Consider the following 26,628-nt stretch of genomic DNA (forward strand, 5'->3'; position numbering starts at 1 on the left):
CTGCGTTGTGAGGGAGTTGGACATGTCGGCGACGAGGCGGTTCGAGCAGCTTGGGATCACCCTGCCGGGCCGGGGCGGCGGGCCGGATTACTACGGCAAGCTCTACGGCAAGATGAAGCCGCATTATCTCAGCGACAAGCTGCTCTTCCTCTCCGGCCAGACCGCCGGCATCCGCGACGGGCGGGTGCTGTATCCCGGCCGGCTCGGCCGCGACGTGTCCATCGAAGAGGGCTACGAGGCCGCGCGCCTCACCGGGCTGAACTGCCTTGCCGCCATCGTCGATGCGGTGGGCGACCTCGACCGGGTGAAGGGGCTGGTCCGTTCGCTGAACTTCATTGCCTGCGCGCCGGACTTCACCGAGCCGCACAAGGTGGCGAGCGGCCTGACCGACCTGTTCGAGCAGGTCTTCGGCGAGGAGATCGGGGTCGGCGGGCGCGCCTCCATCGGCGTCATGTCGCTGGCCGACGATTACTGCTTCGAGACCTGGATGACCGTCGAGATTCACTGACCGCGCCCGGCGCTCCCGCGCCGGCGTCACGTGCCTGCATCAAGGCGCCCGATCAGAGGCGCCGGCTTGCCTTCCACGATCCGGTTTCCGGCCGCCGCCGGCGCGCAGCCCGGCGAGCGACCTTCAGAGGGAGTTCACGATGACGATCAAAGCCATCGCGGCGGCCGCCTTCGGGCTCGGCCTCGCGCTCGCGCCGCTGACCGGGGCGAGCCCGGCCCGCGCCGAGGACATCACGATCGGCTTCACCGCCGCGCTGTCCGGCGATTTCGCCGCCTTCGGCCTCAACATGCGCAAGGGCCTCGACCTCGCGCTGAAGGAGCTGAACGCGAAGGGCGGCCCGGCCTATGCGATCGACGCGGTGGACGACCGTGGCGAAGCCCGCGAGGGCGTGCTGATCGCGCAGCGCTTCTGCTCCGACAGCAAGATCGACGTGGTGATGGGCTATTCCTTCTCCTCCATCGCCCTTGCCGCGGTGCCGGTGTTCGACCAGTGCAAGCTCCCCGTTCTCGCCTCGGCGGTGACCAGCCCGGCGCTGAGCAATGCCAGCCCCTATTTCCGCCGCAACGTGCTGACCGACGCGGTGCAGGGCGAGATGATGGGCACCTATGCGGCGAAGACGCTGGGCCTCAAGAACATCTATGTGCTGAACCAGCAGGATGATTACGGCATCGGCGTCGCCAAGGCCTTCTCCGCGGCGGCCGGGAAGGACGGCGCCAAGATCGCCGGCTCGGAATCCTACATGCTCGGCACCAAGGATTTCCGCACCCTGCTGACCAAGGTGCGCGCGGCCCAGCCGGACGCCATCTTCATCGGCGGATTCTACACCGAGGCGGCCAAGATCGCCGAGCAGGCCCGCGGCCTCGGCATCAAGGCGCAGCTCCTGTCCACCGACGGCGCGCTCAATGTCGAGCTGATGAAGCTCGGCCGCAGCGCGGTCGAGGGCATGATCGTCTACGGCATGTTCGACCCCTCGGTCGCGACCCCGGCAACGGAGGCGTTCCTCAAGGCCTATCAGGCGGCCTATAACGAAGCGCCCAGCGCCTGGGCCGCGCTCGGCTACGACGCCGGCATGACGCTCGGCGCCGCGGTCGAGCTGGCCGGCAAGGGCGGGAAGGTCGATCGCGAGAGCCTCAACGCCGCCTTCGGCAAGCTCAAGGACGTGCCCGGCGTGACCGGCCCCACCACCTTCCTGCCCTCCGGCGACCGCAACGGTGCCTTGTATTTCCTCACCGTGAAGGACGGCAAATTCACCCTGGCGCCCAAGCAGCCCTGACGGGCGCCAGCGACGGCTGGCCGGCCGGGGACCCGGTGCGGCGATCGAACCGGCCCTTTCCTGCCCAGCCCAGTCGCGGGACAGGTGCCGGCCCTGGCGGTCCGATCCGGCTCCCCCTCGGACCGGGTCGGACCGCCGGTCGGTTTCACAAAAACGTCCTCCCGGTTCCTCCCCGCTCTTCGGGAGGGACTCCTTACTTCCTCTCCCCGTCGGGGAGAGGTGGCCTGCGCAGCAGGTCGGTAAGGGGCCGGGCGGCTGGGGAGTCATGGGGCGTTCCGGCCCCTCACCCTGACCCTCTCCCCGACGGGGAGAGGGAGACGATGCCGCCCGGGGACGGGTGGTGCGGTCTTTCCCTTCCGCGGGGCGGGGCAGACGATGCCGGATCAGGGGCCGGCGGCAGGTGACATCGTGGGACGGCACGCCGCCGCCCCATGGCAGGAACGGTCGAACGACAGGGTGGACATGGATTATTTCGGGCAGCTTCTGGCGAACGGACTCGTTCTCGGGGCGATCTATGCGCTGGCGGCGGTCGCCTTCACCCTCGTCTATGGCGTGGTGCGGCTGGTGAACTTCGCCTTCGGCGAGCTGTTCATGATCGGCGCCTTCCTCACCACCTCGCTGATGCTGGACGAGGTCAGCCTGTTCGGGACGCCGGTGCCGATGCCGGGCCTGTCCTTCCCGCTCGCGGCGCTGCTCGCCATCGTCCTCACCGCCGGGCTCGGCGTGGTGGTGGATCGCATCGCCTACCGGCCGCTGCGCAAGGCGCCGCGGCTGGCCCCGCTCATCACCTCCATCGCGGTGTCGGTGGTGCTCCAGAGCCTCGCCCAGACCATCTGGGGCGCCGAGGAGCTGCGCTTTCCCGAATTCAGCCTCGCCGCCTATCCCCCGGTGGTGCTGTTCGGCTCGATCTATCTCAGCGTGATGGATCTCGTGGTCATGGCGGCTGCCCTGCTCGCCATGATCGGGCTCACCCTGTTCGTGTCCCGCTCCAGCCTCGGCCGCGCCATGCGGGCGAGCGCGGAGGACCAGACCGCGGCGCTGCTGGTCGGCATCCCGGTCGACCGGGTCGTGGGCGCGGCCTTCGCCATCGGCTCGGGCTTTGCCGCGCTGGCGGGACTGCTCTATGCGCAGACCTATGGCTTCGCCCACGCCACCATGGGCTTCCTGCCCGGCCTCAAGGCGCTGACCGCCGCGGTGCTGGGCGGCATCGGCTCCACCCCCGGCGCGGCGCTGGGCGGGGTCGTGCTCGGCCTCGTCGAAGCGCTCGGCTCCGGCTACCTGCCGAACGGCTCGGCCTGGAAGGATGCCATCTCCTTCGTGCTGCTGGTCGGGCTGCTCTATGTGCGCCCACAGGGCCTGCTCGGCCGGCCGGAACTCAATTCCGCAGGGCGCGGCAGCCTGCTGGGCGGGGCGGTGGAGATGCAGGGCTGGCTGCGCGGCCTGTTCGGCCGGTTCGACCACGCGCTGGAAAAGAGCGCCGGCCATGGCGGCAAGGTCGCGCTCGCGGCGCTGGCGGCGGCGCTCGTCATCGGCGCGCTGGTGCCCTCCGACTACTGGCTGCGCATCCTCACCACGGTCGTCATCTACGGCATGCTGGCCAGCGGGCTGAACGTCATCGTCGGCTTTGCCGGCCTGCTCGACCTCGGCTTCGTTGCCTTCTGGGCGGTGGGCTCCTACCTCACCTCGATCCTGTTCGTGCTGGTGCTGAAGGACGGCTTCGGCATCGCCCCGCAGGAGATGTGGTGGCTGTTCTATCTCAACCTGCCGCTCGGCGGGTTGCTGGCGGCGGGTTTCGCCGTGCTGCTCGGCACCCCGACCTTGCGGCTGCGCGGCGACTATCTCGCCATCATGACGCTCGGCTTCGGCGAGATCGTGCGCGTCGTCGCCATCAACTGGGTGGGGCTCACCAACGGGCCGATGGGCATTCGCGGCATCCCGCTGCCGGAGATCTTCGGCATCCCGCTCGCCTCCCCGCGCGTGCTCTTCTTCTTCGCGGTGGCGCTGGCGGGGGTGGTGCTGTTCCTTGTGGCGCGGCTGGTGCGCTCCTATGTCGGGCGCGCCTGGGTGGCGATCCGGGAAGACGAGGAGGCCGCCGAGGCGATGGGCGTGCCGACCGCGCGCTACAAGCTCTACGCCTATGCGACAAGCGGTTTCGTCGGCGGCTTCGTCGGCGTGTTTTATGCCCACTACCAGCAATATATCAGCCCGCTGAACTTCTCACTGTTCGAGAACATCATCCTGTTGATGCTCATCGTGCTCGGCGGCCTCGGAACCTTCATCGGGCCCTTCATCGGCGCGGTGATCTGGATCGTGTTCCTGCAGCTCGCCATCGACATCCCCTTCGTGCAGGCCCACCCGGAAACCCGCTTCGCGCTGCTCGGGGTTATCCTCATCGCGCTGATGCTGTTCCGTCCGCAGGGGCTGGCGGCGAGCGCGCGGGTCGACCTCACCATGCGCGGAGCGCGGGCGAAGGAGGGGGCTTCGGACGAACCTCTCGGACGGAGGGCGCAGGCATGATCACACGCACGGCAAGCGCTGCCCGCGCGGTGGCGGTCGGTGGCCCCATCCTCGCCGCGGAAGGGCTCAGGGTCCGCTTCGGCGGGCTGGAGGCGATCGGCGGACTCGATCTCGCGGTGGCGCGCGGGGCCATCCACGGGCTGATCGGGCCGAACGGGGCGGGCAAGACCACGGTGCTGAACGCGCTCACCGGGTTCGTGCGCCCCAGCGCCGGGCGCCTCACCTTCGACGGCGTGGAGACCGCGGGCAAGGGCGTCGCCGAAATCGCCAGCCTGGGTCTGGCGCGCACCTTCCAGAACATCCGGCTGTTCGGCGCCATGACGGTGCTGGAGAGCGTGCTGGTCGGCGCGCATCGCCGATTCCACGCCGGTCCGCTGGCCCTCGTCTTCGGGGCCCGCAAGGCCAGGGAGGCGGAGCGTGCGGCCATTGCCGAGGCGGCCGAGCTGCTCGATTTCGTCGGACTCGGCCCCGAGGTGGCGGCCCGGGTGGCGACGACGCTGTCCTATGGCCACCAGCGGCGTGTGGAAATCGCCCGCGCCCTGATGAGCCGGCCGAAGCTGCTGCTGCTCGACGAGCCGCTGGCGGGGATGAACGCGGTCGAGAAGGTCGAGATCGCCGACCTCGTCCGGCAGGTGCGGGAGCGGGGCATCAGCGTGCTGCTGATCGAGCACGACATGGCGGTGATGCGCGCGCTCTGCGACCGGCTGACGGTTCTGGAGTACGGCAAGCGCCTCGCCGATGGCGACCCGGAGGCGGTGCTCGCCGACCCTGCCGTGCAGGCTGCCTATCTGGGGAGGGCGCGATGAGCGCGGCTGGTCTCACTACTCACCACACTGCACCGACCGGCCTGCCGGTTTCCCCCCTGCTGTCGGTGCGCAACCTCGCCGTCGCCTATGGCCGCATCCGCGCCCTCCACGGCATCGACCTCGATGTCGAGCCGGGGCGGATCGTGTCGCTGGTGGGGTCGAACGGGGCCGGCAAGTCGACGACGCTGATGGCGGTGTCCGGCATCCTGCCTCTGGCGGTGGGCAGCATCACCTTCGCCGGCGAGGACATCACGAAGCTGGCGCCGGAAGCGAGGGTCGGGCGCGGCATCGCCCATGTGCCGGAACGGCGCCGGGTGTTCGGCGGCATGAGCGTGCGCGAGAACCTGGTGCTGGGCGCCTATTCCCGCGCGGATGCCACCGACATGGAGGCCGACATCGCCGAGCTGACGCAGCTTTTTCCCATATTGGGCAAGAGGATGAGCCAGGCGGCGGGTACCCTCTCGGGCGGCGAGCAGCAGATGCTGGCGATCGCCCGTGGGCTGATGTCGCGGCCTTCGCTCCTCATCATGGACGAGCCCACCATGGGCCTCGCCCCGCAGATGATCGACCTGATCCTCGACACGGTGCAGGCGATCCGTGCGCGGGGCACCACCATCCTTCTGGTCGAGCAGAACGCCGTGGAGGCCATGCGCCTCTCCGACCACGTCTATGTCATGCGGCTCGGCCGCATCGTGCACCAGGACAGCGGGTCGAACATCGACCCCGACCGGGTGAAGGCCTTCTATATGGGAGTCGAGGCATGATGGATTCCTCCGACACCGAGAGCCGCCCGCTCATGAGGCGCGGCACCTTTCTCGGGGTGCCGCCGGCCAGCGCCGCCCAGCCGGGCCAGATCGCCGTGCTGGGACTTCCCTTCGACTGCGGCACCCACGCCACCCGGATCGGCTCGCGGCAGGGCCCGGCGTCGTTCCGCGCCATGTCGAGCGAGGTGCGGCCCTTCTATCCGCCGCTGGCCGACATCGATCCGCGCGCCGGCAACCGGGTGGTCGATCTCGGCGACGTGGATGTGGTGGCTTCCGCCATCGGTCCCTCTCTGGCAGCGATGGAGCACGCCGTTCTCGACATCGTGCGGGCCGATGCGGTGCCGCTCTGCGTGGGTGGCGACGGCACGGTGACGCTTCCGGTTCTGCGAGCGTTGTCAAAGCGTTATCCGGAGCTGGTGCTGGTCCATATCGATGCCCACACCGACGCCTATCCGGGCGAGGACGTGAACACCGGCACGACCTTCACCCGCGCCGCCGCCGAGGGACTGATCGACACGCGCCGCTCCTTCCACATCGGTGCGCGCGGCACCATGCCGGTGGGCGGGGCGTATGACCACACGCGCGCGCTCGGCTACCGGCTGATCAGCGGAGATGACGTGCGCCGCCGCGGGCCTGCCGCCATCGCCGCCGAGGTGCGCGAGGTCGTCGGCAATCGGCCTGTGCACCTGTCCTTCGACATGGATTATTTCGACCCATCCGCCGCGCCCGGCGTCGCCACCCCGACCTGGGGCGGCCCGCAGGTGGCGGAGGTGTTCGACCTGCTGCATGGCCTCAGGGGCCTTGATCTCGTCGGCGTCGACATCAACACGTTGAGTCCGCCGCACGACGTGCAGGGCATGGCGGCGATGCTCGCCGGCCATGTCGCCGTCATCGCTCTTCATCTCGTCCAGCTCGGCCAGGCGGAACATCGCCTCAATGCCGGCCATCGCCAGAACGGAGGAACGCGTCCATGAGCTCGTCCGCAACCACGCTCGTTCCGGAACCCTATGTGTGGACCGAGCCGCCGCTCGGCGACGCCAAGAGCGCTCCGACCAGCTTCTACACCGACCCCGAGGTCTTTCGCGCGGAGATCGAGCACATCCATCTCAAGACCTGGTTCTTCGCCGGGCGGGTCGAGGAGGTGGCGAGCCCCGGCGACTACAAGGCGCTCGGGACGGTCGGAGGTCCCGCGCTGCTGGTGCGCGGCGAGGACGGCGTGCTGCGCGCCTTCGCCAATGTGTGCCGGCACCGCGCCTCCATCCTGCTGGAAGGCTGCGGGCATGCCAGCAACATCATCTGCCCTTACCATGCCTGGAACTACCGCCTCGACGGCACCCTTGCGGGCGCGCCCGGCATGCGCGAGGTGCCGAAATTCGAAAAGCCCCCGCACGGCCTCATCCCGATCCGCATGGAGGTCTGGGAAGGCAACATCTTCCTGAACTATGACGAGGACGCGCCTGATCTGACGACCCATCTCGGCAACATGCCGGATCTGGTGGGCAGCCATCGGATGGGCGACATGGTGCGCACCTGGCACATCGAGATCGAGACGAAATGCAACTGGAAGTTGCTTCTCGAAAACGCCATGGAGACCTACCACACCGGCATCGTCCACGCTGCTACCGTCGGTGCCCAGCGTTCCGTGAGCTTTCCGACCAGCGGGGAATGGCATTGCATCCAGGTGCAGTCGAACCGTTCCATCGCGGTGCTGGGCCAGGAGCCGCCCTTCCCGGTGATCGAGGGGTTGTCCGAACAGTCGCGCAAGGGCACCTATTTCACGGTGGTCGAGCCAACCACCCAGTTCGCGCTGGCGCAGGACTGCATGTGGTGGCTGGCGGTCCGGCCGGTCGCGGTGGACCGCTCCGTGCTCTCCGTGGGTGGCTGCTTCCCGGAGTCCTACACCCGGGTGCCGGATTTCGAAGCGCGTGCCGAGCCCTATTACAAGCGGTGGGAGGCGGTGGCGCTGGAGGATGTCGGCATCCTCGAGAAGCAGCAGGTCGGCCTTTCCTCCCTGCTGGCGCGTCCGGGGCCGCTGTCCTGGCGCGACGACATGGTGCTGGCCATGAACCGCTGGGTAATGGCGCATCTGCCAGCCCATATCGTCGATCGGATGGGTGCATGATGCGCGTCCTGCTGACCCACAACCGCGATCTGCTGAAGCATTTCTATGGCTACCGCGCGGTGGATGAACTCAAGAAGCTGCCAATCGAGCTCGTCATGAACGACAGCGACGAGCCGCTGGTGGGCGACGCGCTGGTGAGGGCGGCGGAAGGCTGCGAGGTCGTCATTTCCGACCGCCTCGCCGCAGGGCCGCGCGCGGTGATGTCGAAACTGCGGGGGGTGAAGCTCTTCACCCGCTGTGCCGTCGACATGCGCAACATTGATGTCGACGCGGCCTCGGAGGCCGGCATCCTCGTCTGCAATTGCGGATCGGGTTATGCCGATGCGGTGGGCGAGCACGCGCTGGCGCTGATGCTGGATCTCGCACGGAACATCACGCGCGACGCCGAGCGCTACCACGCCGGAGACGACGCGCATCCCATGGTGTTCGGCCGGCAGCTTGCCGGCGCCCATGTCGGGGTGATCGGCTATGGCTCGATCGGCCGGCGCATCGTCGATCTCGCCATCGCCTTCCGCATGAAGGTGTCGGTCCATGACCCCTATGCGCGAATCGACCACGGCGCAGTGGATGCGGTCGATCTGGACACGGTTCTCGCGACGCCCGATTTCGTGGTTTGCGCCGCCTATGCGACGCCGCAGACGGAGCGGATGATGAACGCCTCCGCCTTCGCCCGAATGCGCCGGGACGCTTTCTTCATCAACATCTCGCGCGGCATATTAGTGGACGAGGCGGCATTGGAGCACGCGCTGGTCACGGGCGAGATCGCTGGAGCCGGCCTCGATGTCGGTGACGGTCGGGACCAGCAGCCCTCGCTACGGCTGGCGCGCCTGCCGAACGTCGTCGCCACCCCGCACTCGGCCGCGCTGATGATCGAACCGTCCGAGTTCCAAGCACTGGAGACGGTGGAGCAGGTCAAGGCGATGCTGGAAGGCCGCCTGCCGATCCACGCCAAGAACCCGCATCGTATCGGCGGGCGGGTGGCAGCATGAGCGGGCTGATGCCGGACCGGTCGCCGGTCTTCCGCATGCCGCCGGGAGCCTGCGACTGCCACATGCACGCCTATGGCCCGTCGGACCGCTATCCGCCGGCGCCGGATTCGCCGTTCCCGCCGGTCGCGGGCGGCGACATCGAGAGCTACCGGCGTGCGCGCGACCGGCTCGGGCTGGCGCGCGCCGTGGTCGTGCAGCCTTCGGTCTACGGCTTCGACAACCGCGCGACGCTCGATGCCATGGCGGCGCTGGGGGAGGGCGCGCGCGGCGTCGCCGTGGTGCCGCCGGAGGTGAGCGAGGACGAGCTCGATCGGCTGACGAAGCTCGGCGTGCGTAGCATCCGTTTCTTCATGATCGGCGGCGGGGCGCTCGGATGGGACGCTCTGGAGACGCTGGCCGCGAAGACCGCCGCCTTCGGCTGGCACGTGCAGATGCAGATGGATGGCCGCCTGCTGCACGAGGCCGAACACCGGCTGGCGGCGCTGCCGGGCGGGCTGGTGATCGACCACAACGGCAAGTTTCTTGAGCCGGTCGGCACCGATCATCCCGGCTTTGCCGCCTTGTTGCGGTTGATCGAGGCGGGGCGCACCTTCGTGAAGACCTCCGGTGTCTACGAGACCTCGCGCCTCGGGCCGCCGGATTATGCCGACGTGGCACGGCTCGCCCGCACCCTGATCGCAGAAGCGCCCGAACGCTGCCTGTTCGCGACCAACTGGCCGCATCCCTCCAAGCCCGGAAACCCGCCCGACGACGCGCAACTGGTCGATCTATTTGCAGAGTGGTGCGGTGGCGGGGAGGTTGCCCGTCGCATCCTCGTCGACAATCCCGAGGAGGTCTACGGTTTCCCGAAGGCGGGCGCCTGATCAGGGCACCTGCTTCTTTTCCAGCTTGCGCGCCAGTGTGCGCCGGTGCATGCCCAACCGGCGCGCGGCCTCGGAGATGTTGAAGTCCGTCTCTACCAGCGTCTCGTGGATCCGCTCCCATTCGAGGTTCTTAAGCGACGTCGGGCGTCCGGCCAGCGCGATGGAGGTGTCGCCCTCTTCGGCTCGGCCGAAGGCGGCCTCGATATCGTCGGTGTTGGCCGGCTTGGCGAGATAGTGCAGCGCTCCGAGCTTAATCGCCTCGACCGCGGTGGCGATGCTGGCGAAGCCGGTGAGGACGACGATCTTCGTCGCCGGGTCGTGCTCATGAAGCAGCTTCACGCATTCGAGCCCGGAACTGCCGGCGAGCTTGAGATCGACCACGGCATGGTCGGGCGTGACCTCGTCCAGCACCGCCCTGACGCCATCGAGCCCGTCGCTCACCCGCACGCCATAGCCGCGGCGCTCGAAGGAGCGGCGCAGGGCCTTGGCGAAGGCGGCATCGTCCTCGACGATCAGCAGAAGGGAGTCAGGCATGGGTCTCCTCGGGCGAAAGCGAGGCCAGCGGCAGGGAGATGATGACGCTCGCGCCGCGCGGCTCGTTGAGCGGCACGACCGTTCCTCCCAGCTTGCGGACCACATTGACGACGAGGAACAGGCCGAGTCCGCCGCCGGGCCGGTTCTTCGTCGAACGATAGGGTGAGCCGAATTCTTCCAGAATCTGCGGGGCAAATCCCGGCCCGTGATCCCGCACCGTTATCACGATCATGTCGGAGCGTGGTGCGGCCTGTCGTTCCACCGAGATGCCGACCCAGCCTGGCGATGCTTCCAGCGCGTTGTCGAACACATTGAACAGCACCTGCTTCAGGGCGGGATCTGAGATGATGACCTCATCCGAGTCCGGCCCGCGATAGGCGAGGGCGGCCGGCGAGCGGCTGACCTTCCATTCCGCAACGAGTTCGTCGAAGAAGTCGCCGAGCGAGGTTCGCAGCGTGCCCTCGCCACGCGCCTCGCCGGACGACATCAGGATGCCGGAGACGATCGCCTTGCAGCGGCCGATCTGGTTCTGCATCTCGGCGAGGTCGTCCGCCAGCTCGGCGTCCGCCGCGATGGCGCGCAGCCGCCGCCAGTCGTTCAGGATGACCGAAATGGTCGCAAGGGGCGTGCCGAGCTCATGGGCGGCGCCGGAGGCCAGCAGGCCGAGCCGGACGATGTGGTCTTCCTCCGCCGCGCGTTGGCGAAGCGCCGCGAGATGCGCATCGCGCGCCCTCAGGTTCCGGCTGATCTGGTGTATGAAGGCCACCAGCAGGCTCGCCGCCAGCACGAAGCAGACGAACATGCCGGTGATGTGCAGTTGCAGCAGTGGTCCGTGGTGGGGATCGGGTACGGCAAGCGGGCGATAGACCGTGGCCAGCAGCACGAAACAGGCGCTGGCGATGGCGACCAGGATCCACGCCCCCCATCCCTCCAGAAGCACGGCGCCGAGGCTGACCTGCAGAAGATAGAGCGTGATGAAGGGATTGGTCGCGCCGCCGCTGAGATAAAGCTGGATGGTGAGGGCGGTAACGTCGAGCAGCAGTTCAAGGAAGATTTCCGCTTGGTTCACCGGGGTCGACCGGCGCCCGCGGAACTGGCTGGCGAGGTTGAGCACCACGAGGAACGCCACCACCCCGATCATGTCCTGCAGCGGCAGTTCGATCCCCATCCAGGAGTGGACGATGAAAATCGTGACGATCTGCCCGAGCACCGCCAGCCAGCGGAGCTGGATCAGCAGCGTCAGATTGTCGGCATCGGCGGCTTCCGGCGGCGGCAGGGTTCGAGGCATCGACTCATGCTCTAGGGGCGGCGAAGCGCGTAGAACGCTCCGGCAGCCACCATGCCCGCGAGGGCGAACCATGTCAGCGCATAGACGAGGTGATTGTTGGGAAAGTGGATGACGGTGAGCCCACCGCGCGGCCAGCCTCCGGGATTCGGCGTGGCGTCCGCGTCGATGAAATAGGGGGCCACGGATTGGAGGCCTCGCGCCGTTGCGATCGCCGTGACGTCGCGTGAATACCAGCGGTCCGCGGCGGGATCGTTGCTGCGCAGGAAGCCGCCTCCGGGTTCGGTGAGACGCAGCAGGCCGGTGATGCGAACCGCGCCCGCCGGCAGGCCTTCGGCGCGCGCATCGGCATTGCGCCGGTCGGCCGGCACGAAGCCGCGATTCACCAGCACGGTGAAGCCCTCATCGGTCACGAAGGGCGTGACGACCCAGAAGCCGCCGCCGAGATCGGTGACGGCCTGGACCAGCGTCTCGCGGTCGTTGAGGAAGTGGCCGGCCGCCGTGCTGCGGCGGTACTCGTCGCGGGCGGCGCTCACCTCCGGCCAGTCCGCCGGACCGGGGAAGGGCCGGGCCTCGCCGTTCACGCGGGCCTCGACGCGGGCGATGAGGTCGAGCTTCCACGCCCGGCGAATGACCTGCCAACTGCCGAGGGCCAGCAGCACCGCGACGAGACACGTCGCCACAAGTGCGAGGACGATACGGAAGCGGGGTGAACGCGGCGCCGCTGCAGCGTCGAGGTTCACCCCATCCGGTTGGTCAGCGGGACGCATCGGCGCCCCGCGCAGGCTGGATCATGGAGTGTCGCTCGGCATGCTTTCCATGTCGTGCTGGCCGGGCATCATGTTGGCATTCATGTGGTACATGACCCACAGCGAACCGGTCAGCGTGATGACCACCAGGATGATGGTGAAGATCATCGCCAGCATGCTCCACCCGCCTTCCGACCGGAAGTTCATGTGGAGGAAGAAGATCATGTGCACGACGATCTGCACCGCCGCGAACACCATGATGGTGATCGCGGTGACGGTGGCGCTCTCGATCGGACGCGCCATCACCAGCCAGAACGGAATGGCGGTAAGGATGACCGAGAGGATGAAGCCGGTCAGGTAGCTGCCGAACGTGCCGTGGGCGTGGCCGTCGTCATGCCCGTGATGGTCATGGCCGTGGGTGTGGGCGTGGCCGTTCGCGCTCATCGCAGCATTCCCATCAGATAGACGAAGGTGAACACGCCGATCCAGATCACGTCGAGGAAGTGCCAGAACATCGAGAGGCACATCAGCCGACGGCGATTGGCAGTGATGAGGCCATGCCGCGCCACCTGCACCATCAGCGTGATCAGCCAGATGATGCCGAAGGTGACGTGCAGGCCGTGGGTGCCGACCAGCGTGAAGAAGGAGGAGAGGAAGGCGCTGCGCTGCGGCGTCGCACCTTCCGCGATCATGTGGTGGAACTCGTAGAGTTCGATGAACAGGAACGCGGCACCGAACAGGCCGGTGACGACCAGCCAGAACTGGGTCGCGGACACCCGGTCTTTCTCCATCGCCAGCATGGCGAAGCCATAGGTGATGGAGGAGAGCAGCAGCATGGTGGTGTTCACCGCCACCAGCGTGAGATCGAACAGATCCTTCGGTCCGGGCCCCGCCGCATAGTTCCTGCCCAGAACGCCGTAGACGGCGAACAGGCAGGCGAAGATGAGGCAGTCGCTCATCAGGTAGATCCAGAACCCCAGCGACGTGCTGTGGCCCTCGGGATGCGCGTGCTCCTCGACTTCGTAGAAGACGGGTGAGTCGCTCGCCTGTGTCGTCGCCGTGCTCATGCCTGCACCTTGCCGGCCAGCTGACGGGTGCGCTCGCTCTCGGTGCGGGCGACCACGTCGGCCGGGATGAAGAAGTCGCGGTGATAGTTGAAGGTGTGGCCGATCGCCGTCGCCAGCAGGGTCACGAAGCTCAGCGCCGCCAGCCACCAGATGTACCAGATCATGGCGAAGCCGAAGGTGATCGCGATGCCGGCAAGGATGATGCCGGTGCCGGTGTTGCTCGGCATGTGGATCGGCCGGAAGCCTTCCAGCGGACGCTTGTAGCCGCGCGCCTTCATGTCCCACCAGGCGTCATTGTCGTGAACGACCGGCGTGAAGGCGAAGTTGTAGTCCGGCGGCGGGGAGGAGGTCGCCCATTCCAGGGTGCGGCCGTCCCACGGGTCGCCGGTCACGTCGCGCAGCTTGTCGCGCTGCAGGATGCTGATCGCGATCTGGATCAGGAAGCAGCCGATGCCGAGCGCGATGAGGAACGCGCCGAAGGCCGCAATGATGAACCAGATATGCAGCGAGGGGTCGTCGAACACGCGCAGGCGGCGGGTGACGCCCATCAGGCCGAGCACATAGAGCGGCATGAAGGCGAAGTAGAAGCCGACCACCCAGAACCAGAACGAGCACTTGCCCCAGAACTCGTTGAGTCGGAAGCCGAATGCCTTCGGGAACCAGTAGGAGATGCCGGCGAACAGGCCGAACACCACGCCGCCGATGATCACGTTATGGAAATGCGCGATCAGGAACAGCGAGTTGTGCAGCACGAAGTCGGCGGGAGGTACCGCGAGCATCACGCCGGTCATGCCGCCGATGACGAAGGTCAGCATGAAGGCGATGGTCCACATCATCGGGAGCTCGAAGCGGATGCGGCCGCGATACATCGTGAATAGCCAGTTGAACATCTTCGCGCCCGTCGGGATCGAGATGATCATCGTGGTGATGCCGAAGAACGAGTTGACGCTCGCGCCCGAGCCCATGGTGAAGAAGTGGTGCAGCCACACGAGGTATGACAGGATGGTGATGACCACCGTGGCGTAGACCATCGAGGTGTAGCCGAACAGCTTCTTGCCGGAGAAGGTCGAGGTGACTTCGGAGAAGATTCCGAAGATCGGCAGGATCAGGATGTAGACCTCCGGGTGGCCCCAGATCCAGATCAGGTTCACGTACATCATCGGGTTGCCCCCGAAGTCGTTCGTGAAGAAGTTGGTGCCGACATAGCGGTCCAGGCTGAGCAGGGCGAGAACGGCGGTCAGCACCGGGAAGGCCGCGACGATCAGCACATTGGTGCAGAGCGCGGTCCAGGTGAAGACCGGCATCTTCATCATGGTCATGCCAGGGGCGCGCATCTTGACGATCGTGCAGATCAGGTTGACGCCCGACAGCAAGGTGCCCACGCCGGCGATCTGCAATGCCCAGATGTAGTAGTCCATACCTGGATCCGGGCTATATGCAATGCCGGACAGCGGGGGATAGGCCAGCCAGCCAGTGCGGGCGAACTCGCCGACGAACAGCGACATCATCACCAGCACGGCGCCGGCGACCGTCATCCAGAAGCTGAAATTGTTGAGGAAGGGGAAGGAGACGTCGCGCGCGCCGATCTGCAGCGGCACCACGAAGTTCATCAGACCCGTGACCAGCGGCATGGCCACGAAGAAGATCATGATGACGCCGTGGGCGGTGAAGACCTGGTCGTAATGGTGCGCGGGAAGGTAGCCTTCCGAGCCATTGAAGGCGAGAGCCTGTTGGAGGCGCATCATGACCGCGTCGGCGAAGCCGCGCAGCAGCATGATGATGCCCAGCACCATGTACATGATGCCGATCTTCTTGTGGTCCACGCTGGTGAACCACTCCTTCCAGAGATAGCCCCAGAGCCGGAAATAGGTGAGCGCGCCCAACACCACCAGACCGCCGAGGCAGACCGCGGCGAAGGTGGCGACGAGGATCGGCTCGTGAAGCGGCAGGGCGCCGAGCGTCAGGCGCCCGAAGATGGCGCTTGTGGGAACGGGATATTCGGTCATGGCGCGTCCCGGCGTCAGATGTTGGAAGGAGCGCGTGCGGCGGGCTGCGCGCCCGCCTTCAGGCTGATCGGGGTAAAGCCCGGCAGGCCCGCGGGGGCCGTCTTTGCGGACGGTACCGCAAGCGGCGCACGGGCGCCGGCCACCGACAGGGTGCGCCCCGTCAGTTCCTCCGGCGTGCACAGGCCCAGGACATAGCCCGCACCGGTGCCGAACACGGCGCCGCGGCGGGCATATTTGTCATGGGTGAGCTTGAGAACGTTGTTCGCGCCTTCGCGGCCGAGGCCGCCCTTGGCGTCGATCGCCATCATCTCCTTCATGCACATCTTGCCGGTCTCGACGCACATGTTGAGCACGGCGTCGAACAGCACCGGGTCGACGGTGGCGAATCGCTGCACCGGCGCATTCTCGCTGGGCTTCTCGAGTTCGAGATAAACCTCCTTGGTGAGGTTGCCCTGGCTCGTCTTTGCCTTGGCGATCCAACCGTCGAAATCGCCGTCGGACAGCGCCATGAAACCGAACTTCATGCCGGAGAAGCCCGCGCCGGAATAGTTCGCCGAGAAGCCGGTCGAGGTGACCGGGGCATTGGCGACGGCATGCAGCTTCGTCTCCATGCCGGGCATGGCGTAGATCATGCCCGCCAGCGTCGGCACGTAGAAGGCGTTCATCACCGAGGAGGCGGTGATGCGGAAGGTGATCGGCCGGTCAACCGGCACGGCGAGTTCGTTGACCGTCGCCACACCCTGCTCTGGGTAGATGAAGAGCCACTTCCAGTCGAGCGCGACGACATCGACCTCGAGCGGCCTTACATCCGCCGCCACGGGCTTGCCGGGCGCGATGCGGTCCAGCGGCCGGTAGGGATCGAGCAAATGGGTGCCGATCCAGGTCAGGGCGCCGAGGCAGATGATGATCAGCAGCGGGGCCGACCAGATCACCAGCTCGAGCTGGGTGGAGTGGTCCCAGTCCGGCGCATAGTCCGCGGCGGTGTTGGACTGCCTGTATTTCCACGCGAAGAACGCGGTCAGCGCCATCACCGGTATGATGATGAGCAGCATCAGCAGCGTGGAGATGACGAGCATGTCTCGCTGCTGTGCAGCGATGTCGCCGGTGGGAGCGAGAACAACGAAGTTGCAGCCGCCGAGAGCCAGCAAAAGCGGCAGGACGGCGATCAGACGGAAGCGGCTCAAGGGAAAACCTGCTTTCAGAACGGTCGCATGGTCGCGAAGCGGTAGCTGCAGTGCAGCATGGGTACCATTGGACAATTTGTCCAAGCCGGGCAATCCTTGTCGCAGGCTCCGCGGGCCATAGACCAATCGGAAGGGACTTCTTTTCCGACACATGCCAACCTGTTGTTTTAGCGAGCGGACATAATGGCTCAGGTCGTTTCCAGCCTTGAAAGAGACGCACGGCGCATCCATGCGAGTGGGCACGCGCACGGCGAGGTTCAGCCGGGCGAGATCGCCGTTGGCGTGGTGATCGGTCGCGCCTCGGAATTTTTCGATTTCTTCGTCTACGCCATCGCCTCCGTCATCGTGTTCCCGAAGCTCATTTTTCCCTTCGTGGATCCACTGACCGGCACGCTGTACTCCTTCGGCATCTTCGCGCTCGCCTTCATCGCGCGCCCCTTCGGCACAGCGCTTTTCCTCGCGGTAGACCGGAGCTCGGGCCGCGGCGCCAAACTCGGCCTCGCCCTGTTCCTGCTCGGCACCTCGACGGTTCTGATCGCGTTCCTGCCGGGCTATGATCAGATCGGCATATCCGCGGCCTGGCTGCTCGCAGCCTTCCGCATCGGGCAGGGCGTCGCCTGGGGCGGCACGTGGGACGGCCTCGCCCCACTGCTCTCGCTGACCGCACCGGAGGATCGCCGCGGTTGGTACGCCATGCTGCCGCAGCTCGGCGCACCCATCGGGCTCATCATCGCGAGCGCCCTGTTCGCCTTCTTCGTCGGGAATCTGTCGCATTACGACTTCTTCTCCTGGGGCTGGCGGTATCCCTTCTTCGTGGCCTTCGCGATCAATGTGGTGGCGTTGTTCGCCCGCCTCCGCATGGCCGTGACGCCAGAATACACCGAATTGTTCCGTCGCGGCGACCTTGAACCCGCCAAGGTTTCCGAGACCCTCGCCGCTGAGGGGCGCGGCATTGCGATCGGCGCGTTCGCTCCCCTCGCCACCTTCGCGCTGTTCCACATGGTGACGGTGTTCCCGCTCTCCTGGGTGTTCCTCTTCACCGATGAAGGCCCGACCCGGTTCCTGATGATCGAGGTGATCGCCGCCTTTTTCGGGCTGGTCGCCGTGGTCGCGTCGGGCGCGGTTGCGGACAAGGTCGGCCGACGAAACCTGCTCGGCGGCACGGCGGCGGCGATCGCGGTGTTCAGCGGCTTCGCTCCCCAGCTGCTCAATGGCGGCGTGGTCGGCGAGAGCGTCTTCATGCTGCTGGCCTTTACCCTGCTGGGGCTGTCCTTCGGCCAGGCCTCCGGCGTGGTGGCCTCGAACTTCCAGCGTCGCTATCGCTATACCGCCTCGGCCTTGACCAACGACTTCGCGTGGCTGTTCGGCGCGGGCTTCGCCCCGCTCGCGGCATTGCTGCTGTCCAGCCATTTCGGGCTCATCGCCTCGGGGGCCTATCTGCTCTCCGGAGCCCTGTGCACCCTGGCGGCACTGCTGCTCAACAAGAGGCTGGAACTGGCGTCCGGCTGAGTCTCAACCGCTCGCACCGGGCTCTTCCGCGCCCGGCGCGAGCGGCAGCGTCACACATTGCTCCAGTCCGCCTCCGCTGCGGTTGCGCAGCGTGAGGCGGCCGCCGTTACGGCCGACGATCTCATGGGCGATGGCAAGGCCCAGACCTGCTCCCGGCACGGCCTGGGTGCGGGCGGGGTCGATACGGAAGAAGGGTTCGAAGGCCCGTGCCATCAGTTCCTCCGGGATGCCCGGTCCGCGATCCATGATGATGATGACGGCCTGTCGCCTTTCGCGCGTCACCCGCACCTGCGCGCCCCGGCCGTGAGTCGCCGCGTTGATGACGAGATTGCGCACCGCGCGTTTCAGGGACAGCGGGCGGCCGAAGACGAGGGTGGGCACGGTGCCCTCCAGCTCGACGGCGAGCCCCTGATGGGCGAGGTCGCTGGCGACGTCGCGCACCAGCACGTCGAGAGCGATGGCGGTACGGGAAGACGGCTCCACCTCCTCCCGGACGAGGCGAATCGCACTGTCGGCGATGCGGTCGAGCTCGTCGAGGTCGGAGATCCAGCTGTCCTTGTCTTCGCTGTCGAGGAATTCGGCGCGCAGTCGCATCCGGGTCATCGGCGTACGTAGATCGTGGCCCGCGGCCGCGACGAGGCGCATCCGGCTCTCCATCGCCCCGCGCAACCGGGCCGACAGGCGGTTCACCGCGCTCGCTGCCGCACGCACCTCCGCTGGCCCGTCCTCGGGCAGCGGAGCAAATTCACCATCGGGCCCGACGGCGGCGACGGAGCGCTCGATCAGCGCCAGCGGCTCGGTGAGACGCCGCACCATCACGACTGCGACCGCCGTGGCGCCGAGCGCGATAAGCATGGCCCAGGCGATCAGCGCCATGCCCCTGTCCTCCTGAGGGGGGACGATGGGCAGGGGCACGGTGAGCCAGCGCCCGTCGGCGATCCGCATGGAAATGACGGGAGTGGGATAGGAGGGGCGATCATGCACCTCGACCCGTTCGCTGCGTCCCAGCCTCTGCAACGCTGCGTTCACGCCGCGTGCCGGGGGACTCTCATTGCCGAAATGGGGCGGGGGAGGCGGCGGTCCGAAAATGGCGTCGAGCGCGCGTCGTAGCGGCCCGGGGCCCATTCCTGGCCGTTCGTCGGGCGGCGGAGGTCCGGGAGGCCCGGAAGGCTCGTCGGGAGCTGCCGCCGGCGGCTTGGTGCGCAGACCGAATTGGCCGAGTCTCAGCTCGGTCGCTTCCCCGTTGTCGGGAATATGGGCTGCGAGATCGGCCAGGAGGGCGAGTTGAATCGCGGTCGCATCTTCAGCCAGTTGAAAGCGCGGGGGCGCCAGGAACAGGAAGGATAGCCAGGTGGCCAGCGCCACGACCAGCAGCACCGCACCCACCATCAGCAAGGTGAGCTTGGCGCGCAGGGTTTTCATGGCGCCGAGCGAGCCGATCCGGCCGCGGCTCATGCGTTGCTTCCCTTGTCGGGGAGGGTTGCCGGCTGGCGCTCATGGCGGGTCTCGACCGGCACGGCGAGCTGATAGCCGCCATTGCGCAGGGTCTTGAGCAGGTTGAAATTTCCGGCATCGCCCAGTTTGCGGCGTACCCGGCTCACGAGCACGTCGATCGAGCGATCGAAGGCACCTGCCCCACGCCCCTGCGTGATGTCGAGCAACTGCTCGCGCGAGAGGAGACGGCCCGGTCGCTCGAGAAAGGCCAGCAACAGGTCGAATTCCGCGCCGGTGAGGGCGATCTCTCCGCCGTCCCGGCCCACGACGCGCCGTGTCGCCGGATCGGCGAGGAAGCCGGCAAAGGCGTAGGCTGTGGACGGCGTGGCGCCGGGCGCGGTCGTGGTCTCGCCCGTCCGGCGCAGCACGGCACGGATGCGGGCGACCAGCTCGCGGGGGTTGAAGGGCTTGCCGAGGTAATCGTCAGCCCCGACCTCCAGCCCTATGATGCGGTCGACATCCTCTTTGAGTGCAGTGAGGAGGATGATGGAAACACGTGAACGGGCGCGCAGAGCGCGGCACAGGTCGAGGCCGGAAATATCCGGCAGCATCAGGTCAAGGACCACGAGGTCGATGCGCTGGGTGGCGAGGCACTTCTCGGCCTCGCGGCCATTTTCGGCGAGACTGACGCGGAAACCCTGCCCCTGGAGATACCGGCCGAGGAGCTTGCGGATTTCCTGATCGTCGTCGACGACCAATATATGCGCGCTGTTCTCCACGGCCCTGTCCTGTGTTCCGGTCTTTCCGTTCCTCATGTCTGGCGATGCATATCGCATCGGCTCGCGGAAGTCCGGGGCATTGGGAAACGAAGGGTTGCCAGCACCGGCTGAGACATGTTCGGCAACAAATTTCCCGCAACGAGACATCTTGGGACACGTCCGGACCTAAGGGCGCAATCCAGCACGCTCATCTTCGGCGGCGTCAAGCGACACCGAACACAGGAGATGAGGATGAAGCAAGCCTTCGTCACCCTGGCCGCCACCGCGCTGGGCGCGGTCGTGGTCACGGCCGCCACTGTGGGTGGTACGTCCTGGATGGAGTCCAGTGCGCAGGCCCAGCCGGTCGACCCGTCCGCGCTCGCGGCTCCGGCAGGGGGGCCTGACGCCCGCGGGCCCTATGCCCAGGGGCCCGGCGGGGATCACTGCCGCATGGGTGGAGCCATGCCGCCCTTTGGCGGTCCCGGCCGTCCCGGGCGAGGCTTCCCGCCTCCGCCTCCTCCTGGCGGTCCAATGGGTGGGCAGATGGCGCTCGCGGCACGATTGAGCGCTGCCGAGACCCTCGTGGGCATCCGCAGTGAGCAGCTTGGCGTCTGGCGCGCCTTCACCGATGCACTGCTGGCCCTCGCCCCGCCGCGGCGGCCCGGTCCGGGACCGAAGGAGGCCGGCGCGCCTGCCGTTTCGCCGTCGGGCCCGGAAAAGCCGGCTGACGGCGCCGCGCCGGCCGGGCCGGATCCGTTCCTTCCGTTCGCCGATCTCGCCGCGCGTTCGAGCGAGCGGGCCAAGGCGGCCGAGACGCTGAACAATGCCGCCAATGCGCTGCGTGCAGCTCTGACTCCTGAGCAGATCGCCCGCTTCGTCGCGGTCGGTCCGCTTGTGCCCCCGCCGCGTGGGTCTGGGCCGGGGCCGCGTGGGCCCCGCTTCGGCGGTCCCGCTCATGGGCCGGATCGCGGTCCGGGTTGCGAGGGACCTGAAGCCCCGCCATCCGATGCAGGCCCCGACGCTTCACCTTCGCCCGACATGGAGTGACGGGCGGAGCTGACGATCGTCCACATCCGCCCCGCTGGCCGATCGTCAGACGAGCGGGCGCGCTGCCCCACACGGCGCGCCCGCTCACCTTTCTCAAAGTCGGAATGTGAAGCCTCAGCCTTCCGACGGCTGGTCCTGTCGCGCCAGCAGCTTGCGCTCGACCGTTTGCAGATGCGTGCGCATCGCCGTTGCCGCCCCTGCGACATCGCGATCCTCGATCGCCTGCACGATGCGCTCATGCTCGGCGAAGCTGTGATGGTCAGGTGCCGGTTTCACCGGCTGAACCCGCAGTCGGCCCCATGTGACGGCCCGGCGCACAGCGTTCAGCGTGTCGAACAGGCCGAGCAGCAGGGCGTTGTGGGTCGCCTCCGCCACCGTGCGGTGCAGGCGGGTATCCCAGCCCTCATATTGCCGCCATGTCTCGGCCTGGCGTGAGCGGGCGAGGCACAGGCGCATCTCCGCAATGTCCGCCGGCGTCGCCATGAAAGCGGCGCTGCGCGCGAGCTCCGGCTCCATGGCAAGCCGGGCGCGCATCACCTCGGTCGGGTTGCTGCGTCGTGCCAGCGCGCCGATATCGGCGAAGGTGTCGAGCGGGCGGCCGCCGACGAAGGTGCCTTTGCCGACATGGCGCCAGATCTCGCCTTCCTGCTCCAGCACATCCAGCGCCTTTCGCAGCTCGGCCCGCGATACGCCGATGAGCCCGGCCAGCTCGCGTTCCGGCGGCAGCCTGCGATCCTCGGGCAGATTCGCCTGCGCGAGATAGGCGCGCAACTGCGTCACGAGGCTGACCTCAGGCGTGGGACGGTCGGCTGCAAGCATCGAGAAAGATCCAACCAAAGAGACGATTGGTTTGATTTAGACGCGCGATCACGCCGGCGTCAACGGGTGCCGATGCAATAAAGCCTTGACGTTTCGGTAGAACGTCGCTTAAACCAAGATGAAATTGGTTTAGCATTGATCGCGAACATCGGAAGCGGATCAACCGCTCCGTCCCATGGGAGTCGAACATGCCCAACGCCAAAGCCTGCCGATCCCTTCCCTCGTCCCGCGCCGGCCGCGTCCTTCGCGGCCCCGGCCTTGCCGCGCTTGTTGCAGGCCTTCTCGCCTTCGCCGCTCCGGCCGATGCCGGCACGGTCCGCGTCGCCTTGGGTGATATCGCCAGCGCCGAAACCCTGAACCTCTTGGTCGCCTTCGAGCGTGCCAAGGAGCAGGGCGTCGATGTCCAACTCACCTTCCTGAAGTCCGAGGACATCGCCGCGCAGGCGGTGGTCAGCGGGCAGGCCGATATCGGTGTCGGCGGTCCCTATGCGCTGATCCAGAAGGTCAAGGTGCCGGTGCGCATGTTCCTGCAGCTCTCGACCCTGCGCTTCTATCCGGTGGTGAATGCGGAGTTCTACAAGGACTGGAAGGACCTCGACGGACAGGAGATCGCGGTTCATTCACGCGGTTCGGGCACCGAGGCGGTCATGAAGATGATGGCGGACAAGAAGGGTATCGCCTTCTCCAAAATCAGCTATGTGCCGGGTTCGGAAGTGCGCGCCGGCGCGCTCCTGCAGGGCAATGTGAAGGCCAGCATCGTGGATGCCGCCGGCCGACGCCTGCTGGAAGCCAAGGCGCCCGGCAAGTTCATCGTGCTGCCGATGGAAGGTGTTTCGGCCACCGACGAAGCGCTGTTCGCCCGCGAGGACTTCTTGAAGGACAATGCCAAGGATGTCGCCACGCTGACCGAGGCGGTGCTGCAGACATGGCGGGATGTGAACGACAATCCGGCCGTGGTCGCGGAATGGCGCGCGAAATACAAGCTGCTGCCCGACCTGCCGGCCGACCAGGCTGCCGAGATCGTCCCCTATTTCACCGAGCAGGTGAAGGCGGGCGCCTATCCCGAGAATGGCGGCGGCGAAGCGGCGGCAAAGGACGACTTCGCTTTCTACACACTGTCCGGCCAGCTTCAGGGTGACGCGGCCAGCCTCAAGGTGGCTGATTTCTGGGAACTCGGGCCGCTGAACACCGCCCTCGGCAAAGTCGGCACCAATTGAGGCCGGCACCGATGGCGGCACCCCTCGAGGTGAACGGCGCCGTGCGCGTCGCTCCCGAAGCCGGACCCGCGCGGCGACCGCTGCGCGGACTTCTCGGCGCTCATCCTTCGCTCTGGCGGCTCGCCTCGCTCGGTCTGTTCTTCCTTGTCTGGGAGATCGCCGGCCGAATCCCGATCAGCTTCGCCTTTCCCACATTCCTGGAGACGGCACGGGCCTTCCTGCGCCTGACCCTCGATGGTTCCTTCGTGACCGCCTATGCCTCGACCTTGCAGCCGCTGGTCATCGGCATAGGGATTTCCGCGGTGCTCGGCGTCGGGCTCGGTGTGGCGATGGGGTTGTCGCGCACCGCCGAATGGCTGGCCGCGCCGGTCTTCATCGTATTGCAGGCCGCGCCGATGGCGGCGCTGATCCCGCTCATCACCTTCGTCTACGGCATCGGGCTGCTGTCCAAGACGTTGGCGGTCATCATGCTGGCGCTGCCGGTGATCGTGCTCAACGGCTACAAGGCCGTGCGCAACGTGAACCCCTCGCTGGTCGACATGTGCCGCTCGTTCCAGGGGTCGGCCTGGCAGCGTATCGTGAAGATCATCATCCCCGACGCCAGCCCCGTGATCTTCGCCGGACTGCGGCTCGGTCTCGCCGCGGGCTTCATCGGCGTCATCCTCGCCGAACTCCTCATCACCCCGACCGGCATCGGCGACCTCATCACCTATCACCGCTCGGTGGCGGATTATCCCGAGATGTATGCCGCCGTCGTCTCCATCATCGTCGTGTCGACCCTGACCCTGGCCGCGCTCGAAGCCTTCGAGCTTCGCGTGCTGCGGCCGGAAAAGCGGAGAGGCTGAGATGCGCAACATCACTGCGGCGGCGCAGGCCGCCATCGACCACGCCGCCATCGACCGTTCAGCTCCCGGCGAGGACATCGCCGTCGAGGTGCGGGGAATTTCCAAAATCTACGGCGACGTGGAGGCCTTGCGCGGCATCGACCTCGATTTTCCGCGTGGCCGGCTTACCACCCTGCTCGGTCCCTCGGGCTGCGGAAAGACGACGCTGCTCAAGATCATCGCCGGGCTCAACGAGCCGAGCGCAGGCGAGATCCGGGTGAACGGGCGCCCCGTCACCGGACCGGGGCCGGAACGGGCCTTCGTGTTCCAGGACTTCGCGCTGATGCCGTGGGCCACGGTGATGCGCAACGTCGCCTTCGGGCTCGAACTGCGCGGCATGGGCAAGGATGAGCGGCAGGCGATCGCCCGAAAATATATCGCCGAGGTCGGGCTTGCCGGATTCGAGGACAAATATCCGCATGAACTTTCGGGCGGCATGCGCCAGCGCGTGGGCCTTGCACGGGCCTTCGCGGTGAACGCCGACGTGCTGCTGCTCGACGAGCCCTTCTCGGCTGTGGACGAGCAGAACCGTCGCAAGTTCCAGGAGGATCTGCTGCGCCTCGTCGCGCTGGAGAACAAGACCTTTATCTTCGTCACCCATTCGATCGAGGAGGCGGTCTATGTCTCCGACCGCATCGTGATCCTCTCCCGCCGGCCCGGCCGGGTGGCACAAATCATCGAACCGGAGATCGACCGCACCGCCTCGCCCGACGCCATACGCCGCGACCAGAGCTATCTCGATACGGTCGAGGCAATCTGGCAGGGCCTGAAGCGCTATGTTGACTAGGAGGGACGGATGACCATTTGCGGCTATCGCGTGCCGATGATGGCCTCGCTCCTGTTCTGGTGCGTGGTCTGGGAGATCGTCGGCCAGTCCGGGGCGATGTTCCTCGTGCCGCCACTCAGTTCCGTGGTGATGGCGGGCATCGACCTCGTGCAGACGGGGAGCTGGCAGGCCGCCGCCGTCACCACGCTGCGCAGCTTCGCGCTCGGCATGGTCCTTGCCATTGTTGCCGGCACGACGCTCGGGGTGCTGATGGGGCGGGTGAAGGCGATCGACAATCTGCTCGGCATCTGGGTCAACATCTTCGTCTCCGCGCCGCTCTCGGCCCTCGTGCCGGTGCTGATGATCCTGTTCGGCATGGGCGAGACCACCGTGGTGGTAACCGTGTTCCTGTTCGCGGTGTGGATCATCGTGCTGGACACCCGTGCCGGCATCCAGCACGTGCCGGCTTCGCTGGTGGAGATGGCGCGCAGCTACGGCGCCTCGCGGCCGGCGCTCTACGGCAAGATCATCCTGCTCGCCGCCTTGCCGGAAATCCTCGCGGGCATCCGGCTCGGGCTTGTGCGCGGGGTGAAGGGCGTGGTGATCGGCCAGCTGCTGGTGTCGATCATCGGCTATGGCGAGCTGTTCGAGCTCTATTCGCGCAATTTCGACATGAACAATTTCTGGGCGCTGACCCTCATCCTCTTCGCCTTCGCGATGCTGGTCTCGGCCCTGATCGAACGCCTTGAGAAACGAGTGGAATTTTACGCAGGAGTCCGCTGATGAACGCCCCCACCGACACCACGGCCTATGTGATCGCACCGCCGGCGATCCCGACCCTTCCGGTCATCGGCAGCGACAAGCTGTTTCCGATCCACCGCATCTATTGCGTGGGCCGGAACTATGCCGAGCATGCCATCGAAATGGGTCATGATCCCAACAAGGAGCCGCCCTTCTTCTTCCAGAAGAATCCCGACAACGTCATCACCACCGGCAGCTTTCCCTATCCCGACAAGTCGAAGGACGTGCACTACGAGATCGAGATGCTGGTCGCGCTCGGCAAGGGCGGCGTCAACATCCCCGTGGAGCGCGCGCTCGACCATGTGTGGGGTTACGGCGTCGGCCTCGACATGACCCGTCGCGACCTGCAGGGCGAGGCCAAGAAGCTCGGCCGGCCGTGGGAGGTGGGCAAGGCGTTCGAGGCTTCCGCGCCGTGCTCGGGGCTCGTCCCGGCGAGCCGGATCGGCCACCCGGACACCGGCAAGGTGTGGCTGAAGGTGAATGGCGAGCTGCGCCAGCAGGGCGACCTCAACCAGATGATCTGGAAGGTGCCGGAGATGATCGCCTATCTCTCCGGCCTGTTCGAGCTGAAGCCCGGCGACGTCATCATGTCCGGCACCCCGGCCGGGGTCGGCGCCATCGTGCGCGGCGACCGGCTGGAGGGTGCAGTGGATGGTGTGACGACGCTCGACGTCACGGTCGTCTGAGCGTTTCAGCAACATGGGCGGCCCGGTGCCATCGCGCCGG

The 26,628-nt window shown here is 67.0% G+C and carries 26 protein-coding genes; 16 read left to right on the forward strand and 10 right to left on the reverse strand.

Translation table 11 applies throughout. The features are described 5' to 3' along the window. Nucleotides 1–22: 22 nt before the first annotated feature. From MWN34_RS02885 to MWN34_RS02925, 9 genes are all read left to right on the forward strand, one after another. Nucleotides 23–508, forward strand: coding sequence for a RidA family protein (locus tag MWN34_RS02885; RefSeq protein ID WP_247026289.1), 486 nt, complete (start codon nt 23–25; stop codon nt 506–508). A 139-nt stretch (nt 509–647) separates the two neighbouring features. After that, nucleotides 648–1,781, forward strand: a complete 1,134-nt coding sequence (locus MWN34_RS02890) for an ABC transporter substrate-binding protein (protein ID WP_247026290.1) — start codon at nt 648–650, stop codon at nt 1,779–1,781. A gap of 462 nt (nt 1,782–2,243) precedes the next feature. Continuing rightward, complete coding sequence (locus MWN34_RS02895; protein ID WP_247026291.1) at nt 2,244–4,298, forward strand: ABC transporter permease; 2,055 nt, start codon at nt 2,244–2,246, stop codon at nt 4,296–4,298. After that, nucleotides 4,295–5,104 carry an ABC transporter ATP-binding protein gene (locus MWN34_RS02900; RefSeq protein ID WP_247026292.1) on the forward strand — a complete coding sequence of 270 codons (810 nt, stop codon included), beginning with the start codon at nt 4,295–4,297 and terminating at the stop codon, nt 5,102–5,104. The genes MWN34_RS02895 and MWN34_RS02900 overlap by 4 nt, the downstream gene beginning before the upstream one ends. A gap of 56 nt (nt 5,105–5,160) precedes the next feature. Then, entirely contained in the window at nt 5,161–5,868 is a 708-nt protein-coding gene (locus MWN34_RS02905; RefSeq protein ID WP_425532053.1) for an ABC transporter ATP-binding protein, read from the forward strand. Next, nucleotides 5,865–6,842 (forward strand): arginase family protein, encoded by a 978-nt coding sequence (locus MWN34_RS02910; RefSeq protein ID WP_247026294.1) that lies wholly within the window; start codon nt 5,865–5,867, stop codon nt 6,840–6,842. The genes MWN34_RS02905 and MWN34_RS02910 overlap by 4 nt, the downstream gene beginning before the upstream one ends. After that, nucleotides 6,839–7,990 carry an aromatic ring-hydroxylating oxygenase subunit alpha gene (locus MWN34_RS02915; protein WP_247026295.1) on the forward strand — a complete coding sequence of 384 codons (1,152 nt, stop codon included), beginning with the start codon at nt 6,839–6,841 and terminating at the stop codon, nt 7,988–7,990. The genes MWN34_RS02910 and MWN34_RS02915 overlap by 4 nt, the downstream gene beginning before the upstream one ends. Further along, nucleotides 7,987–8,979 carry a 2-hydroxyacid dehydrogenase gene (locus MWN34_RS02920; protein WP_247026296.1) on the forward strand — a complete coding sequence of 331 codons (993 nt, stop codon included), beginning with the start codon at nt 7,987–7,989 and terminating at the stop codon, nt 8,977–8,979. Before MWN34_RS02915 ends, MWN34_RS02920 begins: the two co-directional genes overlap by 4 nt. Further along, nucleotides 8,976–9,842, forward strand: coding sequence for an amidohydrolase family protein (locus tag MWN34_RS02925; RefSeq protein WP_247026297.1), 867 nt, complete (start codon nt 8,976–8,978; stop codon nt 9,840–9,842). The genes MWN34_RS02920 and MWN34_RS02925 overlap by 4 nt, the downstream gene beginning before the upstream one ends. Here MWN34_RS02925 and MWN34_RS02930 read toward each other — a convergent pair whose 3' ends face one another. From MWN34_RS02930 to cyoA, 7 genes are read right to left on the reverse strand one after another with little or no spacing between them, the layout of a single operon-like run. Continuing rightward, nucleotides 9,843–10,376 (reverse strand): response regulator transcription factor, encoded by a 534-nt coding sequence (locus MWN34_RS02930; protein WP_247026298.1) that lies wholly within the window; start codon nt 10,374–10,376, stop codon nt 9,843–9,845. Next, nucleotides 10,369–11,664, reverse strand: coding sequence for an ATP-binding protein (locus tag MWN34_RS02935; protein ID WP_247026299.1), 1,296 nt, complete (start codon nt 11,662–11,664; stop codon nt 10,369–10,371). Before MWN34_RS02935 ends, MWN34_RS02930 begins: the two co-directional genes overlap by 8 nt. Nucleotides 11,665–11,675: 11 nt before the next feature. After that, on the reverse strand, nt 11,676–12,431 hold the full coding sequence (locus MWN34_RS02940; protein ID WP_247026300.1) for an SURF1 family protein: 756 nt from the start codon (nt 12,429–12,431) through the stop codon (nt 11,676–11,678). Nucleotides 12,432–12,452: 21 nt separating this feature from the next. Continuing rightward, nucleotides 12,453–12,854 (reverse strand): cytochrome o ubiquinol oxidase subunit IV, encoded by a 402-nt coding sequence (gene cyoD, locus MWN34_RS02945; RefSeq protein WP_247026301.1) that lies wholly within the window; start codon nt 12,852–12,854, stop codon nt 12,453–12,455. Then, nucleotides 12,851–13,477, reverse strand: coding sequence for a cytochrome o ubiquinol oxidase subunit III (gene cyoC, locus MWN34_RS02950; RefSeq protein ID WP_247026302.1), 627 nt, complete (start codon nt 13,475–13,477; stop codon nt 12,851–12,853). Before cyoC ends, cyoD begins: the two co-directional genes overlap by 4 nt. Continuing rightward, on the reverse strand, nt 13,474–15,483 hold the full coding sequence (gene cyoB, locus MWN34_RS02955; protein WP_247026303.1) for a cytochrome o ubiquinol oxidase subunit I: 2,010 nt from the start codon (nt 15,481–15,483) through the stop codon (nt 13,474–13,476). Before cyoB ends, cyoC begins: the two co-directional genes overlap by 4 nt. Before the next feature lie 14 nt (nt 15,484–15,497). Continuing rightward, complete coding sequence (gene cyoA / locus MWN34_RS02960) at nt 15,498–16,667, reverse strand: ubiquinol oxidase subunit II (protein ID WP_247026304.1); 1,170 nt, start codon at nt 16,665–16,667, stop codon at nt 15,498–15,500. A gap of 183 nt (nt 16,668–16,850) precedes the next feature. Here cyoA and MWN34_RS02965 point away from each other — a divergent pair, with 183 nt between their 5' ends. Continuing rightward, nucleotides 16,851–18,176 (forward strand): MFS transporter, encoded by a 1,326-nt coding sequence (locus MWN34_RS02965; protein ID WP_247026305.1) that lies wholly within the window; start codon nt 16,851–16,853, stop codon nt 18,174–18,176. A 3-nt stretch (nt 18,177–18,179) separates the two neighbouring features. On the opposite strand, the gene MWN34_RS02970 is transcribed toward MWN34_RS02965, so the two are convergent. Both MWN34_RS02970 and MWN34_RS02975 read right to left on the reverse strand, forming a co-directional pair. After that, the gene (locus MWN34_RS02970) at nt 18,180–19,631 is read right to left on the reverse strand and encodes an ATP-binding protein (protein ID WP_247026306.1); all 1,452 of its coding nucleotides are present in this window, start codon (nt 19,629–19,631) and stop codon (nt 18,180–18,182) included. Continuing rightward, complete coding sequence (locus tag MWN34_RS02975; protein ID WP_247026307.1) at nt 19,628–20,389, reverse strand: response regulator; 762 nt, start codon at nt 20,387–20,389, stop codon at nt 19,628–19,630. Before MWN34_RS02975 ends, MWN34_RS02970 begins: the two co-directional genes overlap by 4 nt. A gap of 231 nt (nt 20,390–20,620) precedes the next feature. Here MWN34_RS02975 and MWN34_RS02980 point away from each other — a divergent pair, with 231 nt between their 5' ends. After that, nucleotides 20,621–21,415: a hypothetical protein gene (locus MWN34_RS02980; RefSeq protein WP_247026308.1), complete on the forward strand. Its 795-nt coding sequence runs from the start codon at nt 20,621–20,623 to the stop codon at nt 21,413–21,415. A gap of 114 nt (nt 21,416–21,529) precedes the next feature. On the opposite strand, the gene MWN34_RS02985 is transcribed toward MWN34_RS02980, so the two are convergent. Next, nucleotides 21,530–22,234, reverse strand: coding sequence for a FadR/GntR family transcriptional regulator (locus MWN34_RS02985; protein WP_247026309.1), 705 nt, complete (start codon nt 22,232–22,234; stop codon nt 21,530–21,532). 188 nt (nt 22,235–22,422) lie between these two features. Here MWN34_RS02985 and MWN34_RS02990 point away from each other — a divergent pair, with 188 nt between their 5' ends. From MWN34_RS02990 to MWN34_RS03010, 5 genes are read left to right on the forward strand one after another with little or no spacing between them, the layout of a single operon-like run. Continuing rightward, nucleotides 22,423–23,451: an ABC transporter substrate-binding protein gene (locus tag MWN34_RS02990; protein WP_247026310.1), complete on the forward strand. Its 1,029-nt coding sequence runs from the start codon at nt 22,423–22,425 to the stop codon at nt 23,449–23,451. An 11-nt stretch (nt 23,452–23,462) separates the two neighbouring features. Next, nucleotides 23,463–24,296: an ABC transporter permease gene (locus MWN34_RS02995; protein ID WP_247026311.1), complete on the forward strand. Its 834-nt coding sequence runs from the start codon at nt 23,463–23,465 to the stop codon at nt 24,294–24,296. A gap of 1 nt (nt 24,297) precedes the next feature. Continuing rightward, the gene (locus MWN34_RS03000) at nt 24,298–25,122 is read left to right on the forward strand and encodes an ABC transporter ATP-binding protein (protein ID WP_247026312.1); all 825 of its coding nucleotides are present in this window, start codon (nt 24,298–24,300) and stop codon (nt 25,120–25,122) included. 9 nt (nt 25,123–25,131) lie between these two features. Then, nucleotides 25,132–25,884 (forward strand): ABC transporter permease, encoded by a 753-nt coding sequence (locus tag MWN34_RS03005; protein WP_247026313.1) that lies wholly within the window; start codon nt 25,132–25,134, stop codon nt 25,882–25,884. Continuing rightward, nucleotides 25,884–26,588, forward strand: a complete 705-nt coding sequence (locus MWN34_RS03010) for a fumarylacetoacetate hydrolase family protein (RefSeq protein WP_247026314.1) — start codon at nt 25,884–25,886, stop codon at nt 26,586–26,588. Before MWN34_RS03005 ends, MWN34_RS03010 begins: the two co-directional genes overlap by 1 nt. Nucleotides 26,589–26,628: the final 40 nt, after the last annotated feature.

The organism is Ancylobacter crimeensis, from assembly GCF_023016805.1.
GTDB classification, from domain to species: Bacteria; Pseudomonadota; Alphaproteobacteria; order Rhizobiales; family Xanthobacteraceae; genus Ancylobacter; species Ancylobacter crimeensis.